11 protein-coding genes are annotated in these 15,273 nt (G+C 60.9%); 10 read left to right on the forward strand and 1 reads right to left on the reverse strand.

What is annotated here, in order from left to right:
- The first annotated feature begins 42 nt into the window (after window positions 1–42).
- From hutH (KI237_RS02295) to mdoH, 10 genes are all read left to right on the forward strand, one after another.
- Window positions 43–1,566: a histidine ammonia-lyase gene (hutH, locus tag KI237_RS02295; RefSeq protein ID WP_212798627.1), complete on the forward strand. Its 1,524-nt coding sequence runs from the start codon at window positions 43–45 to the stop codon at window positions 1,564–1,566.
- A gap of 129 nt (window positions 1,567–1,695) precedes the next feature.
- A complete protein-coding gene (hutH, locus tag KI237_RS02300) occupies window positions 1,696–3,228 on the forward strand; it encodes a histidine ammonia-lyase (protein ID WP_212798628.1) in 1,533 nt (510 codons plus the stop codon).
- A 127-nt stretch (window positions 3,229–3,355) separates the two neighbouring features.
- On the forward strand, window positions 3,356–4,558 hold the full coding sequence (gene hutI, locus KI237_RS02305) for an imidazolonepropionase (RefSeq protein WP_212798629.1): 1,203 nt from the start codon (window positions 3,356–3,358) through the stop codon (window positions 4,556–4,558).
- A gap of 11 nt (window positions 4,559–4,569) precedes the next feature.
- Window positions 4,570–5,373, forward strand: coding sequence for an N-formylglutamate deformylase (hutG, locus tag KI237_RS02310; RefSeq protein ID WP_212798630.1), 804 nt, complete (start codon window positions 4,570–4,572; stop codon window positions 5,371–5,373).
- A gap of 298 nt (window positions 5,374–5,671) precedes the next feature.
- Complete coding sequence (locus KI237_RS02315; RefSeq protein WP_212798631.1) at window positions 5,672–6,619, forward strand: choline ABC transporter substrate-binding protein; 948 nt, start codon at window positions 5,672–5,674, stop codon at window positions 6,617–6,619.
- 72 nt (window positions 6,620–6,691) lie between these two features.
- On the forward strand, window positions 6,692–7,606 hold the full coding sequence (locus KI237_RS02320; protein WP_212798632.1) for an alpha/beta hydrolase: 915 nt from the start codon (window positions 6,692–6,694) through the stop codon (window positions 7,604–7,606).
- A gap of 105 nt (window positions 7,607–7,711) precedes the next feature.
- Window positions 7,712–8,683 (forward strand): prolyl aminopeptidase, encoded by a 972-nt coding sequence (pip, locus tag KI237_RS02325; protein WP_210642444.1) that lies wholly within the window; start codon window positions 7,712–7,714, stop codon window positions 8,681–8,683.
- Window positions 8,680–9,117 (forward strand): D-aminoacyl-tRNA deacylase, encoded by a 438-nt coding sequence (dtd, locus tag KI237_RS02330; RefSeq protein WP_063323331.1) that lies wholly within the window; start codon window positions 8,680–8,682, stop codon window positions 9,115–9,117. The genes pip and dtd overlap by 4 nt, the downstream gene beginning before the upstream one ends.
- Before the next feature lie 350 nt (window positions 9,118–9,467).
- On the forward strand, window positions 9,468–11,207 hold the full coding sequence (locus tag KI237_RS02335) for a glucan biosynthesis protein G (protein WP_249410685.1): 1,740 nt from the start codon (window positions 9,468–9,470) through the stop codon (window positions 11,205–11,207).
- Entirely contained in the window at window positions 11,200–13,770 is a 2,571-nt protein-coding gene (gene mdoH / locus KI237_RS02340) for a glucans biosynthesis glucosyltransferase MdoH (protein WP_212798634.1), read from the forward strand. The genes KI237_RS02335 and mdoH overlap by 8 nt, the downstream gene beginning before the upstream one ends.
- Window positions 13,771–13,786: 16 nt before the next feature.
- On the opposite strand, the gene KI237_RS02345 is transcribed toward mdoH, so the two are convergent.
- Window positions 13,787–14,854 (reverse strand): RHS repeat-associated core domain-containing protein, encoded by a 1,068-nt coding sequence (locus KI237_RS02345; protein ID WP_212798635.1) that lies wholly within the window; start codon window positions 14,852–14,854, stop codon window positions 13,787–13,789.
- Window positions 14,855–15,273 lie beyond the last annotated feature (419 nt).

The following is a 15,273-nucleotide window of genomic DNA, read 5'->3' on the forward strand; positions in this document are numbered from 1 at the left end:
CAAAGCTGGATCCATGTTCAGGTTGTAAGCATGAGGTTGGAAATGTCCCAGGCTGAAAAAATTGTTATCGCCGACGCCCCGTTGCGTTGGCAGGACGTGGTCGCCGTCGCTCGCTTCGGCGCTGAGCTTGAGCTGTCCGCCCAGGCCTGGGCGCGGATCGACAATGCCCAGGCCATCGTCCAGCGCATCGTCGCAAGCGGCGAGCGCGCCTATGGCGTCAACACCGGCCTTGGGGCCTTGTGCAATGTCTCGCTCAAGGATGAGCAACTCAGCCAACTGTCGCGCAACACCCTGCTCAGCCATGCCTGTGGCGTGGGCGCTCCGTTGGCCGATGAACAGACCCGGGCGATTCTCTGCGCCGCCATCCTCAATTACAGCCAGGGCAAGTCCGGCATCCATCGTCGGGTGGTCGAAGCTTTGCTGGCGCTGCTCAATCGTGGCATCACACCGCAAGTGCCCTCCCAAGGTTCGGTGGGTTACCTGACCCACATGGCCCATATCAGCATCGCGCTGCTGGGCGTCGGCCAGGTCAGCTATCGCGGGCAAATAATCCCGGCGCAACAGGCCCTGGCCGCAGAAGGTTTGCAACCGGTGCAACTGGGGGCCAAGGACGGTCTGTGCCTGGTCAACGGCACGCCGTGCATGACCGGCCTCAGTTGCCTGGCCCTGGCCGATGCGACGCGCCTGCTGCAATGGGCCGATGTGATCGGCGCCATGAGCTTCGAAGCCCAGCGCGGCCAGATTGCCGCGTTCGATGGCGAAATCATCGCCCTCAAGCCACATCCGGGCATGCAGCAAGTTGGGAGCAACCTGCGGGCCTTGCTCGACGGCAGCGAAGTCATTGCCGCGAGCCTGGGCATTCGCACCCAGGATGCCTTGAGCATCCGCTCGATTCCCCAGGTGCACGGCGCGGCTCGCGACCAGTTGGCTCACGCCCGGCAACAGATCGAAACCGAACTCAACGCGGTGACCGATAATCCGCTGCTGCTGGGTACGCCGGAGAACTTCCGGGTCGTGTCCCAGGCCAATCCCCACGGCCAGTCGGTTGCCTTGGCGGCGGATCTGCTGGCGATTGCCATGGCTGAGATCGGCTCTATCGCCGAGCGTCGCCTCGACCGCTTGATCAACCCCCACGTCAGCGGCCTGCCAGCCTTCCTGGTGGCCAACCCCGGGGTGAACTCGGGGATGATGATCGTGCAATACGTCGCCGCCTCGCTGTGCGCGGAAAACAAGCAACTGGCGCAACCGGCGGTGCTCGACAATTTCGTCACCTCCGGGTTGCAGGAAGACCATTTGAGCATGGGCACCAACGCCGCCCTGAAGCTGCACCGGGCGCTGGAAAACTGCACGCAGATCCTCGCCATCGAATACCTGCTGGCGGCCCAGGCTTTTGAATTTCTCAAGGCCCAGCGCTTCGGCGCCGGCACCGACATCGCCTGGAAACTGCTGCGAGAACGCGTCCCGGCCTACGACCAGGATCGCTGGCTGGCGCCGGACATCGCCAGTGCCGCCGGCCTGCTCAAAGACCCAAACGTGCTGCACAACGTATTACCGAATTTGAACTGATCAAAAAAGCGCCAGCGTGCCAAGGCACCTATTGCCCACAAGGCATCGCCCAAAAAGCGAAGGTGACGGATAACGGAACATTCCGGAGCGACTGGCGGGTGAAAACAAAACTCTCAAAAGGAGCAATACATGACTGCCTTAAACCTGATTCCCGGCCAATTGAGCCTGGCTCAATTGCGTGACATCTATCAGCAACCCGTGACCTTGAGCCTCGACGCCAGCGCGTCTGCGCAGATCGAGGCCAGTGTTGCCTGCGTTGAACAGATCCTTGCCGAGAACCGCACCGCCTACGGCATCAACACCGGTTTCGGCCTGCTGGCCTCGACCCGCATCGCCAGCGAAGACCTGGAAAACCTGCAGCGCTCCCTGGTGCTGTCCCATGCCGCCGGTGTCGGCGAGCCGATCAGCGATGCGCTGGTGCGGCTGGTCATGGTGCTCAAGGTCAACAGCCTGAGCCGGGGTTTTTCCGGCATCCGCCGGCAGGTGATCGATGCGCTGATTGCGCTGATCAATGCCGAGGTCTACCCGCACATTCCGCTCAAGGGTTCGGTCGGTGCTTCCGGTGACCTGGCGCCACTGGCTCACATGTCCCTGGTGCTGCTGGGCGAAGGCAAGGCCCGCTACAAGGGCGAATGGCTGCCGGCCGTCGAGGCCCTGAAAGTCGCCGGTCTCGCGCCGCTGACCCTGGCCGCCAAGGAAGGCCTGGCGCTGCTCAACGGCACCCAGGTGTCCACCGCGTTTGCTCTGCGAGGCCTGTTCGAAGGCGAAGACCTGTTTGCCGCTGCCCTGGCCCTGGGCGGCCTCACGGTGGAAGCGGTGCTCGGCTCGCGTTCGCCATTCGATGCACGCATCCATGCCGCACGTGGCCAGAAAGGCCAGATCGACGCCGCCGCTGCCTACCGCGATTTGCTGGGCGAGCGCAGCGAAGTCTCCGATTCGCACCAGAACTGCGACAAGGTCCAGGACCCGTACTCCTTGCGCTGCCAACCGCAAGTGATGGGCGCCTGCCTGACTCAGTTCCGCCAGGCCGCCGAAGTGCTGGTGATCGAGGCCAACGCGGTGTCGGATAACCCGCTGGTGTTCGCTGCCGAGGGCGACGTGATTTCCGGCGGCAACTTCCACGCCGAACCGGTGGCGATGGCGGCCGACAACATGGCCTTGGCGATTGCCGAGATTGGCTCCCTGAGCGAGCGTCGCATTTCGTTGATGATGGACAAGCACATGTCGCAACTGCCGCCGTTCCTCGTCGCCAATGGCGGGGTGAACTCCGGTTTCATGATCGCCCAGGTCACCGCCGCGGCCCTGGCCAGTGAAAACAAGGCGCTGTCGCACCCTCACTCGGTGGACAGCCTGCCGACCTCGGCCAACCAGGAAGACCACGTCTCCATGGCCCCGGCCGCCGGCAAGCGCTTGTGGGAAATGGCCGAGAACACCCGTGGCATCCTCGCGGTGGAATGGTTGGCGGCCTGCCAGGGCTTGGACTTGCGCGGCGGCCTGAAGACCTCCGCTAAGTTGGAACAGGCCCGGGCCCTCTTGCGCGCAGAAGTGCCGTTTTATGAGAAGGACCGCTTCTTTGCGCCGGACATCAACGCGGCCAGTGAATTGCTGGCGAGTCGGTGCCTGAACGAATTGGTTACGGCGCAATTGTTGCCGAGCCTGTAAGGGCCTCATCGCGAGCAAGCTCGCTCCCACAGGAGGCGGGGTTGAACACTCATTTGGGGTACACCCTGCCCCCTGTGGGAGCGAGCTTGCTCGCGATTCGATTTTGAATGAGACGAGGAGACTCGGGATGAAAACCCTCTGGCAAAACTGCCACGCCGCCACCATGGCCCAGGGCGTCTACTCGATCATCGAAGACGCCGCTATCGTCACCCAGGGCGAGCACATTCAATGGATCGGCCCGCGAGCCGAACTGCCGGGCGGTGACTACCCGGCGGTCAACGACCTCAAGGGCGCCTGGGTCACCCCGGGGCTGATCGACTGCCACACTCACACGGTGTTCGGCGGCAACCGCAGCGGTGAGTTCGAGCAGCGCCTGCAAGGCGTCAGCTACGCCGAGATCGCCGCCGCCGGTGGCGGTATCGCCAGCACCGTACGCGCGACCCGGGCCGCCAGCGAAGACGAGTTGTTCGCCAGCGCCGCCAAACGCCTGAAAAGCCTGATGCACGACGGCGTGACCACGGTGGAAATCAAATCCGGCTACGGCCTGGACCTGGCGAGCGAGCGCAAGATCCTGCGCGTCATCCGCCGCCTCGGCACCGAGCTGCCGGTCAGCGTGCGCAGCACCTGTCTGGCGGCCCACGCCTTGCCGCCGGAATACAAAGATCGCGCCGATGACTACATCGAGCACATCTGCACCGAGATGCTTCCAGCCCTGGCGGCCGAAGGACTGGTGGATGCGGTGGATGCCTTTTGCGAATACCTGGCGTTTTCCCCGGCACAAGTCGAGCGGGTGTTTATCACGGCGCATGAACTGGGGCTGCCAGTGAAGCTGCACGCCGAGCAATTGTCGTCGCTGCACGGTTCCAGCCTTGCGGCGCGTTACCAGGCGCTGTCGGCCGATCACCTGGAGTTCATGACCGAGGATGATGCCAAGGCCATGGCTGAATCCGGGACCGTGGCGGTGCTGTTACCGGGCGCGTTTTATTTCCTGCGCGAAACCCAATTGCCGCCCATGGATGCCCTGCGCAAGCATGGCGTGAAAATCGCCGTGGCCAGCGACCTCAACCCCGGCACCTCGCCGGCACTGTCGCTGCGCCTGATGCTGAACATGGCCTGCACCTGTTTCCGGATGACCCCGGAAGAAGCCCTGGCGGGAGCGACGATTCATGCGGCCCAGGCCTTGGGCATGGCTCAAACCCACGGTTCGCTGGAAGCCGGCAAGGTGGCGGACTTTGTCGCCTGGCACATTGACCGCCCAGCTGACCTTTCGTACTGGCTCGGTGGCGACCTGGAAAAACGCGTCGTGCGTCACGGCGTGGAAATCGATTGAGGAGAACGGTTGTGGAGAAGGTCCTGAATTTCAAGCAAGGGCGCGTGCCGCTGTTGATCAGCATGCCTCACGCCGGCCTGCGCCTGACCCCGGCGGTACAGGCCGGGTTGATCCCCGAGGCCCAAAGCCTGCCAGACACCGACTGGCACATCCCAAGGCTCTACGAGTTCGCCGCCGAGCTGGGCGCCAGCACCCTGGCCGCCGAGTACTCGCGGTTCGTCGTCGACCTCAACCGCCCCGCCGATGACAAGCCGATGTACGTTGGCGCCACCACCGGTTTGTACCCGGCGACGCTGTTCGATGGCGTGCCGCTGTTTCGCGAAGGGCTGGAGCCGTCAGCTGCAGAGCGCGCGACTTATCTGCAGCAGGTCTGGATGCCGTACCATCAGGCGTTGCAACAGGAATTGGCGCGGCTCAAGGCTGAGTTCGGCTATGCCTTGCTGTTCGATGCCCATTCGATCCGTTCGGTGATCCCGCACTTGTTCGACGGCAAGCTGCCGGACTTCAACCTCGGCACGTTCAACGGTGCCAGTTGCGACCCGACCCTGGCCAGCCAGCTCGAAGCCATCTGCGCGCGCCATGGCGAGTTCACCCACGTGCTCAACGGGCGGTTCAAGGGCGGACACATCACCCGGCACTATGGCAACCCGGCCGAAGACATCCACGCGGTGCAGCTGGAACTGTGCCAGAGCACCTACATGGAAGAGTTCGAACCGTTCAACTACCGCGCGGACCTGGCGGAGCCGACCCAGGTGGTGCTCAGGGAATTGCTGGAAGGCTTCCTGGCGTGGGGGCGGCAGACGTACAAGAAATAAAGACCTGCGCGATTCTTCTGTGGCGAGGGGCGTCATCTGTGGGAGCACAGCTTGCTCGCGATACAGGCGCCTCGGTGTCAGGGGAGCCGCAGTGTCTTCATCGCGGGCAAGCCTTGCTCCCACAGATCCTCCCGCTACAGGTTTGTTTTGTTCTTGAGCCTCGTGCGGGAACGGTCGTCACCGTGCAAAACCGCGTCGCCACAGTTCATCTTCGGCCCCTCGACGCTGCGTAATGTTTTGGGCACGGTGCAGCAAGACACCGACCTACAATAAACCGCTGCCGCACGAGACCTTCCCGATGAAAAGACTGTTCAAACGCTGTCTGTCGATCCTCTGCGGTACCACCCTCTTGAGCGCCGGGGCGATGGCCATCGAGCCTGCGGCGTGCCAGACCGTGCGCATGGGCGTGGTCAACTGGACCGACGTGATCGCCACCAGCGGCATGGCCGATGTGTTGCTCAACGGGCTGGGCTACGACAGCAAGCAGACCAGCGCCGTGCAGCAGATTATCTTCGCGGGCATCCGCGACAAGCGTCTCGACATTTTCCTGGGCTACTGGAAGCCGGCAATGGACAAGAACATCGCGCCGTTCCTGGCGGCCAACCAAGTGAAGGTATTGGACACGCCGAGCCTGGCCGATGCCCAGGCCACCCTGGCTGTTCCAGACTACGTGGCAGCGGCGGGGCTCAAAACCTTTGCCGACATCGCCCGGTTCAAGGATCAACTGGGCGGCAAGATCTACGGCATCGAGCCGGGCAGTGGGGCCAACACCACCATCAAGACCATGATTGAAACCAATCACTTTGGCCTCAAGGACTTCAAGCTGATCGAATCCGGTGAAGCGGGCATGCTGGCCGCGGTGCAGCGCGCAGTGAATCGCAAGGAGTTCGTGGTCTTCGTCGGCTGGACCCCGCACCCGATGAACATCAACATGAACATCACCTACCTGACCGGCAGTGAGGATGTCTATGGCCCGAACGAAGGCGCCGCGACCGTCTCCACCGTCACCGCGCCGGACTATGCCCAGCGCTGCCCGAATGTGAACCGTTTGCTGGAAAACCTCACCTTCACCACCGCCCAGGAGAGTCAGTTGATGGTCCCGATCATGGAGCGCAAGACGCCCCAGGACGTCGCTCGGCAATGGTTGCGCGATCATCCCGAGGATTTGCAACGCTGGCTGGCCGGTGTCACCAGCTTCGACGGCAAGGATGGCGTGGCGGCGGTGCAGGCCAGTCTCAAAAACTGAACTACCTGGCTGCTGCGGGGTGATTTATCTGTGGTGGAGTGATTTATTTGTGGGAGCAAGGTGGTGTTCTTCATGGCCTCATATCCACTCTCTAGACAGATGTCAGCCTTCATCGACAAAACCCTGAGCTTCAACAGCCCGGACGACAGCCTCGCCGGTTTGCGCCAGGCCTACAGCCAAATGTGCCGGGCGTTCACTCCGGCATGCCCGCCAACACTGGCAATCGAGGACTTCGAGCTGGCCAGTGTGGCTGTGCGCGCCTATCACCCACGAGGTGCCGCGCCACCCGCCGGCTGGCCGTGCATCCTCTATCTGCACGGCGGTGGTTGGGTGGTGGGGGACCTGGACTCCCATGACTTCATCTGCATGGAGCTGGCGGCAGCCCTTGGTGCGCTGGTGGTGGCGATGGATTATCGGCTGGCGCCAGAGCATCCGTTTCCAGCCGGGTTGGACGATTGCCTCGCCGTGTGGCGCCACCTGGCAGCCGCGCCCTTTGCCATCGACCCGCGTCGTCGGTTGGTGGTCGGTGACAGTGCCGGCGGCAATCTCGCCGCTGCGTTATGCCTGGCCTTGCGCGATGCCGGGCAAGCGTTGCCCCGGGCCCAGGTGCTGATCTATCCGGCACTCGGTGGCTCGGCAGCACTGCCATCGCGCCGTGAATGTGCCGATGCGCCGCTGTTGAGCAGCCATGATCTGGACAGTTATCACGCGCTTTACCTAGGCGGTGCCGCACCGTCGCCCGGCGCCATGCCGTTGCTCGCTGAGCATCTGGACGGCTTGCCGCCGGCGTTGATCGCCGTGGCGCAGTGGGACCCGCTGCGCGACGATGGCGTCCTCTATAGCGAGCGGCTGAACGCCGCAGGGGTAGCCTCTGTGTTGTACATGGGCGAAGGGTTGGTCCACGGTTGCCTGCGCGGTCGGGGCCAGGTGCCGGAGGTCGATCGGATGTATCGCACGCTGCTGGCGTACCTGGCTGACATGCTTTGACTGCGCAGGGGACATGCTCATTAAGGTAATTCGGGTTTATGATGCCGGACGGCAGACTAAATAGAAGTCCCCACAGGGATGACTCGACCCCTTACGGAGCGCGCAATGCAGACTTTGTACCCGCAGATCAAACCCCATGCCCGGCACGATCTGGCTGTCGATGACACCCACACGCTCTATGTCGATGAAAGCGGTTCCCCGGAAGGCCTGCCGGTAGTGTTCATTCACGGCGGCCCGGGTGCTGGTTGCGATGCACAGAGCCGCCGCTACTTCGATCCGAACCTGTACCGCATCGTCACTTTCGACCAGCGCGGCTGCGGTCGGTCAACCCCCCATGCCAGCCTTGAGAACAACACCACCTGGGATCTGGTCGAAGACCTGGAGCGCATCCGCAAACACCTGGGCATCGAAAAATGGGTGCTGTTTGGTGGCTCCTGGGGCTCGACCCTGGCCCTGGCCTACGCCCAGACTCATCCAGAGCGGGTACACGGTATGATCCTGCGTGGGATCTTTCTCTGCCGGCCGCAGGAAATCGAGTGGTTCTACCAAGCCGGTGCCAGTCGCCTGTTCCCCGATTATTGGCAGGACTACATCGCACCGATCCCGTTGGACGAGCGCGACGACCTGCTCAGCGCTTTCCACAAGCGCCTGACCGGTAACGACCAGATCGCCCAGATGCACGCGGCCAAGGCCTGGTCCACGTGGGAAGGCCGCACCGCGACCCTGCGTCCGAACCCGCTGGTGGTCGATCGCTTCTCCGAACCGCAGCGGGCGCTGTCGATCGCCCGGATCGAATGCCACTACTTCACCAACAATGCCTTCCTCGAACCCAACCAGTTGATTCGCGACATGGGCAAGATCGCCCATTTGCCGGGCGTCATCGTGCATGGCCGCTACGACGTCATCTGTCCGCTGGACAATGCCTGGGAGCTGCATCAGAACTGGCCCAACAGCGAACTGCAGGTGATTCGCGACGCCGGCCATGCCGCTTCCGAGCCTGGGATCACCGACGCCCTGGTGCGCGCCGCTGCGCAAATGGCCCGGCGCCTGCTCGACCTGCCGCCTGAAGAAGCATGAAGGGGCTGTTGCAACGAGTTCGCTGCGCACGGGTCGAAGTATCAGGCGAGATCGTCGGGGCCGTGGATCAAGGTTTGCTGGTGTTGGTGGCCGTCGAGCCAGGGGATACCCGGGCCAGCGCCGACAAACTCCTGCATAAGCTGCTTAACTATCGAGTGTTCAGCGACGCCGACGGCAAGATGAACCTGTCCCTGGCAGATGTCGGTGGTGGGTTGCTGCTGGTGTCGCAGTTCACCTTGGCGGCCGATACAAAAAGTGGTTTGCGCCCGAGTTTTTCGACAGCCGCACCTCCGGCCCTGGGAGAAGAGTTGTTCAACTATTTGCTCACCCAGGCGAAACAGGTGCATGGCACTGTGGCATCAGGTAGATTCGGCGCCGACATGCAGGTGCATTTGGTCAACGATGGCCCGGTAACCTTCCTGTTACAGGTCTGAAAGCGTTTGAAACATCTTTTCGAGCCTGTTTCGAGGTAAAACAGGGAGTTTTCTCGATAAATACTTTGCTACCCCTGATGCGTTGTCACGCGGGCTACTAGATAATCGCGCGCTACGGGGGATCAGCGTTCGCTGGTCCATTTGACTTAGGTAGAGACTTGTCCTGGACCGTTTGGGGAATCATTTTGTCCCATCGGAGTCGGAACAATGCTCGCCAACTTGGCAAGAGTGGTCCGCAGGAACGGTTTTTCAGTGCCGTTACCGTGCAGATACTTTATCTGGCCGTTGGTTTTTTGATCAGTTTTCGGCGAGGGTTGCTCGTGATTGTTAGTCCCTGTAATGCACCAAAAATGACTGCCAAACGGTTTAGAAACGCTCTGGTAGCGGGCTCGGCCCTGCTGTGCCTGTTCGGCGCGGGCCAACTGTGGGCATTCAGCCTGGATGATGTATCGGCGAAGGCTAAAGAGCTGGCCGGGCAAAAATACGAAGCCCCGCGCAGCAATCTGCCGAACGAATTCCGCGAAATGAAATTCGCTGACTACCAAAAAATTCGTTTCCGCACCGAAAAAGCCGAATGGGCCGACCAGAAGACACCGTTCAGGCTGTCCTTCTATCACCAGGGTATGCATTTCGACACGCCGGTGAAGATCAACGAAATCACTGCGACCACCGTTGAAGAGATCAAGTACGACCCGTCGCGCTTTGACTTCGACGATCTGAAATTCGATCCCAAGGCCACTGAGCAGCTGGGTTACGCGGGTTTTCGCGTGTTGTACCCGATCAACAAGGCTGACAAGCAGGACGAGATCATGACCATGCTGGGCGCGAGTTATTTCCGCGTCATCGGCAAGGGCCAGACCTACGGTTTGTCTGCCCGCGGCATGGCCATCGATACCGCGTTGCCATCGGGTGAAGAATTTCCGCGCTTTCGCGAATTCTGGATCCAACGTCCGAAACCAACCGATAAGCACCTGGTGATCTTCGCCCTGCTGGATTCGCCGCGCGCCACTGGCGCCTATCGCCTGACCCTGCGTCCGGGCACCGACACCGTGGTCGACGTGAAGTCGCGCATGTTCCTGCGTGACCGCGTGACCAAGCTGGGTGTGGCCCCGTTGACCAGCATGTATCTGTTCGGCGCCAACCAGCCGTCCAAAGTGCTGAACTACCGTCGCGAACTGCACGACTCCAGCGGCCTGTCGATCCATGCCGGTAACGGCGAGTGGATCTGGCGTCCGCTGAACAACCCAAAACACCTGGCCGTGAGCAACTTCTCGGTAGAGAACCCGCGTGGTTTCGGCCTGTTGCAACGGGGGCGTGACTTCAGCCATTACGAAGACCTCGACGACCGCTACGACAAGCGCCCAAGTGCCTGGATCGAACCGAAAGGCGATTGGGGCAAGGGTACCGTCGACCTGGTGGAAATTCCGACCGCCGACGAAACCAACGACAACATCGTTGCCTTCTGGAGCCCGGAAAAACTGCCTGAGCCAGGCCAGCCGCTGGACTTCAGCTACCGCCTGCACTGGACCCTCGACGAGGCCAGCCTGCACTCGCCGGACAGCGCCTGGGTCAAGCAGACCCTGCGCTCCACCGGTGACGTGAAGCAATCCAACCTGATCCGTCAGCCGGACGGCAGCGTCGCCTACCTGGTGGATTTCGAAGGTCCGTCCCTGCAAGACTTGCCGGAAGACGCCGATGTGCGTAGCCAGGTGAGCGTTGGCGAAAACGGTGAGATCGTCGAGAACAGCGTGCGTTACAACCCTGAAACCAAGGGCTGGCGCTTGACACTGCGCTTGAAGATCAAGGATTCGAAACAGGCCACCGAAATGCGCGCAGCACTGGTCCGTCCATTGACGCCTGTCGAAGCCCCGGCCACCGCGCACTCCGTGACCACGACCCTGGCCAAGGCCGACAAAGTCGCCCGCCAGCAGACCGAAAAAGAACTCGCGAAAGAAAAAGAGAAAGAAGAAGCCAAGACCGTCAAGACGGCGGACGCGGCTGTTGAACCGACCCCAACCCAGCAGGAACCGGAACCGACTGAACAAGTCCTGACCGAGACCTGGAGCTATCAGTTGCCAGCCGATGAGTAATACTCCAGTACAGCCAGAGACGCTCAGCGAGTACCTGGCCCATTTGCCCATGACCGATGAGCAGCGCGCCGAACTGGCGGGCTGCAAGTCCTTCAGCGAATTGCATGAACGCCTGTCGTCATCGACCTTCGACGCGCCCGCCGAGGCGGCGCAAGCCTCGGTGGGCCGCCGGCTGACCCTGAGCACCGCCGAAGAGCTCGAAGACGCCGAGATGCTGGGGCTCGACGCCAGCGGTCGGGTCTGCCTGAAAGCGACGCCGCCGATTCGTCGGACCAAGGTCGTACCGGAGCCGTGGCGCACCAATATCCTGGTGCGTGGCTGGCGGCGCCTGACCGGTCGTACCAACCCACCGAAGCCGCCCAAGGATGAGCGCGTGCTGCCGCATGCACGCTGGCGTACCGTGGGCTCGACCCGTCGCTACATCCTGCTGATATTGATGCTCGGCCAGACCATCGTTGCCGGCTGGTATATGAAAGGCATCATGCCGTACCAGGGCTGGTCGTTCGTGGACCTGGACGAAGTCCTGCATCAACCGCTGTTGCAGACCGCCACGCAAGTGCTGCCGTATGCGCTGCAAACCAGCATCCTGATTCTGTTCGGGATCCTGTTCTGCTGGGTCTCGGCGGGTTTCTGGACGGCGTTGATGGGCTTTCTCGAATTGCTCACCGGTCACGACAAGTACCGCATCTCCGGTGCCAGCGCCGGTAACGAGCCGATTCCCAAGGACGCCCGCACTGCGCTGGTGATGCCGATCTGCAACGAAGACGTGCCACGGGTATTCGCCGGTTTGCGCGCCACGTTCGAGTCGGTGGCTGCCACCGGTGACCTGGATCGTTTCGACTTCTTCGTGCTCAGCGACAGTAACGAAACCGATATCTGCGTGGCCGAGCAACAGGCCTGGCTGGATGTCTGCCGTGAAGCCGGTGGCTTCGGCAAGATCTTCTATCGCCGCCGTCGCCGTCGCGTGAAGCGCAAGAGCGGTAACCTCGACGACTTCTGCCGTCGTTGGGGCAGCGACTACAAGTACATGGTCGTGCTCGACGCCGACAGCGTCATGAGCGGCACGTGCCTGACCAGCCTGGTGCGCCTGATGGAAGCCACGCCGGACGCCGGCATCATCCAGACCGCGCCTCGCGCCTCGGGCATGGACACGCTGTATGCGCGCATGCAGCAGTTCGCCACCCGGGTGTACGGTCCGCTGTTCACCGCTGGCCTGCACTTCTGGCAGTTGGGTGAATCCCACTATTGGGGCCACAATGCGATCATTCGCATGAAACCGTTCATCGAGCACTGCGCCCTGGCGCCGCTGCCCGGTAAAGGCGCGTTCGCCGGTGCCATCCTGTCCCACGACTTCGTCGAAGCGGCACTGATGCGCCGTGCTGGCTGGGGCGTGTGGATTGCCTATGACTTGCCGGGCAGCTATGAAGAGCTGCCGCCGAACCTGCTGGACGAACTCAAGCGTGACCGTCGCTGGTGCCACGGCAACCTGATGAACTTCCGGCTGTTCCTGGTCAAGGGCATGCACCCGGTGCACCGTGCGGTGTTCCTGACCGGCGTGATGTCCTACCTGTCGGCACCGCTGTGGTTCTTCTTCCTGGTGCTGTCCACTGCGTTGTTGGCCGTGAACACGCTGATGGAGCCGCAGTACTTCCTCGAGCCGCGCCAACTCTATCCGTTGTGGCCACAATGGCACCCGGAAAAAGCCATCGCCCTGTTCTCCACCACCATCGTGCTGCTGTTCCTGCCCAAGTTGCTGAGTATCGTGCTGATCTGGGCCAAGGGTGCGAAGGAGTTTGGTGGCAAGTTCAAGGTGACGCTGTCGATGCTCCTGGAGATGTTGTTCTCCATGCTGCTGGCGCCGGTGCGGATGATTTTCCACACCCGTTTCGTGCTCGCTGCGTTCCTGGGCTGGGCTGCGACCTGGAACTCGCCACAACGTGACGACGACTCCACGCCATGGAGCGAAGCGGTCAAGCGCCACGGCCCGCAAACCTTGCTGGGCTTCTTCTGGGCCTTGCTGGTGATCTGGCTGAACCCAAGCTTCCTGTGGTGGCTGGTGCCGATCGTGGGTTCGCTGATGTTGTCGATCCCGGTGTCGGTGATCTCCAGCCGCGTGGGCCTGGGCTTGAAGTCCCGTGATGAAAGCCTGTTCCTGATCCCTGAGGAATACGCACCGCCGCAGGAACTGCTGTCGACGGACCAGTACACCCATGAAAACCGTTGGCACGCGCTGAACGACGGCTTCATCCGGGCAGTGGTCGATCCACAACAGAACGCCTTGGCGTATGCGCTGGCAACTTCGCGTCACGGCCAGGCCGAGCCGATCGAGTGGCTGCGGGTCGAGCGCGTTCGTCACGCCTTGAAGGCCGGCCCTGCCGGTCTCAGCAACGCCGAGCGACTGGCCCTGCTGAGCGACCCGGTGGCCTTGTCCCGCCTGCACGAGCAGGTCTGGAGCGAGGCGCATCCGGAGTGGCTGGCGGCGTGGCGTGAGTCGGTGAAGGCCGATCCTCACGCACCGTTGCTACCGCTACAGCCGGTGAGCGTGCAGCCTCAAGTGGCATGACGAAGAGCCCCGCAAACTAGCGGGGCTTTTTGTTTGTGCGCTGCCAGTTCGATTGATGACTGCTTTTTGGGTTATGGAGATTTTCTCGGATAGCGAGAGTAATCGCTACCAAGAATTCGCTCTGATCAAATCGTCTCCTTTTTTCCTCAAAGCCCAGACCTGGCGAGGGAGCAGGGAAAGGTGGCACTCGGCTTTCGCGTCCAGCAATGAAATTGCGGTGACCACTGTGGTATCGGTCCAATGGATTCTGAATTCGAGGTGGTTGAGCTCGTTTATGCAGCAAAACGCCAAAACTACTTAACGTGCCAACCGCCGCCAGTGCCACCAAGGCGATCAGGAGCGGGTCATTGACGGGCGAATCAGGATGGTGCTCCTCCATTCGGTTCAGCACGATATAACTTACGGTCCCCGCAAAGGCGCTGCTGGCGGCCAGTACTTTATTAACTCGCCCGAATTTGCTACCCGCGACAAAGGGCAACCGTCGTACCAGTCCTTTAGGAGCAAGCAACGGAAGTACATAGCTTCCGCCGAACTCCATCAGCCCATTCGCAAGCCACAGTAACCCTTGCGCAATCCGCCCTGTGGGATCCGTACGATTAATGGGATCTCCCTGGCAATATGCATAACAATTCAGTCCACCGTCCCCAAAGGGGCTTAAGCGGTCAGGGCTGTTAAAGCGCATCAGAACAGGATTGAACGCGCGGTACCCATTTCCCAGCAAGTAGCAACCAGTAATCGTCTGGTTCCTTTCGCCATTGAAAGCCAGAAGACTGCTCATAGCCGTCTGAGCGGTGCGATAGCCATAAGGCGTATAGATTGAAGTGCCGTCGCTACTCTGTAGCACCGAGCGATGCTTGTCGGTCATAAGTAATGACGTACGCGTGTTGTTCTCGTAGCTTTCCGCCAGCAATACATCCATGGTCTGAAAAATCTGATACTGAAGGGGGCCTTGGATTTCTGTAGTCAGTCGATCTAGTTGATAGAAACAGTCACGCCGGGGCTGATTGGCTGACACGTGGCCGACCAAACGATCAAGAGCATCATAGTGGAATTGGATTAGCAGTCTGCCAGGAATGTTGAGCATCGATCATATCCGCAAGCCAGACGATTTCTCCAGTCTCCGTCGGTCTGGGGTAGGTGTCCACTAACAGAACTGCTAGGTTCCATGAAAGTAATGAACCTATACGATGATCAATTTCAAGGGCTTGTGAGGTACGGTGATCAGTTGTAACTGTTTAATAACGAAAGGTTACCTTGTGAAGGGATACTAATTGTTGCGCCGAGATGTTTTGTAATGTTGGGTGGGTTTTATAGTGAGTTATTCGGATTTTAATTCCTCTGCTATTGGTTTTTTCGGAAGTTGGCACGCCTGAATAGGTTGGACGATAGTGAGGTCTTCAACTTTTAAGGCGGAATATCGTTTGGGTAAATCATGTAACAAATAATTCTGTTCGTGACGATTGAAACTGTGGGGAATAAGTAAAGGAAATATTTAGATAATTA

The organism is Pseudomonas sp. St316, from assembly GCF_018325905.1.
Lineage (GTDB): Bacteria > Pseudomonadota > Gammaproteobacteria > Pseudomonadales > Pseudomonadaceae > Aquipseudomonas.

Coding starts and splice junctions, on each gene's coding strand:
- hutH (WP_212798627.1), top strand. CDS start 43: ATGTCCCAGGCTGAAAAAATTGTTATCGCCGACGCCCCGTTGCGTTGG.
- hutH (WP_212798628.1), top strand. CDS start 1,696: ATGACTGCCTTAAACCTGATTCCCGGCCAATTGAGCCTGGCTCAATTG.
- hutI (WP_212798629.1), top strand. CDS start 3,356: ATGAAAACCCTCTGGCAAAACTGCCACGCCGCCACCATGGCCCAGGGC.
- KI237_RS02315 (WP_212798631.1), top strand. CDS start 5,672: ATGAAAAGACTGTTCAAACGCTGTCTGTCGATCCTCTGCGGTACCACC.
- KI237_RS02320 (WP_212798632.1), top strand. CDS start 6,692: ATGGCCTCATATCCACTCTCTAGACAGATGTCAGCCTTCATCGACAAA.
- pip (WP_210642444.1), top strand. CDS start 7,712: ATGCAGACTTTGTACCCGCAGATCAAACCCCATGCCCGGCACGATCTG.
- dtd (WP_063323331.1), top strand. CDS start 8,680: ATGAAGGGGCTGTTGCAACGAGTTCGCTGCGCACGGGTCGAAGTATCA.
- KI237_RS02335 (WP_249410685.1), top strand. CDS start 9,468: ATGACTGCCAAACGGTTTAGAAACGCTCTGGTAGCGGGCTCGGCCCTG.
- mdoH (WP_212798634.1), top strand. CDS start 11,200: ATGAGTAATACTCCAGTACAGCCAGAGACGCTCAGCGAGTACCTGGCC.
- KI237_RS02345 (WP_212798635.1), bottom strand. CDS start 14,854: ATGCTCAACATTCCTGGCAGACTGCTAATCCAATTCCACTATGATGCT.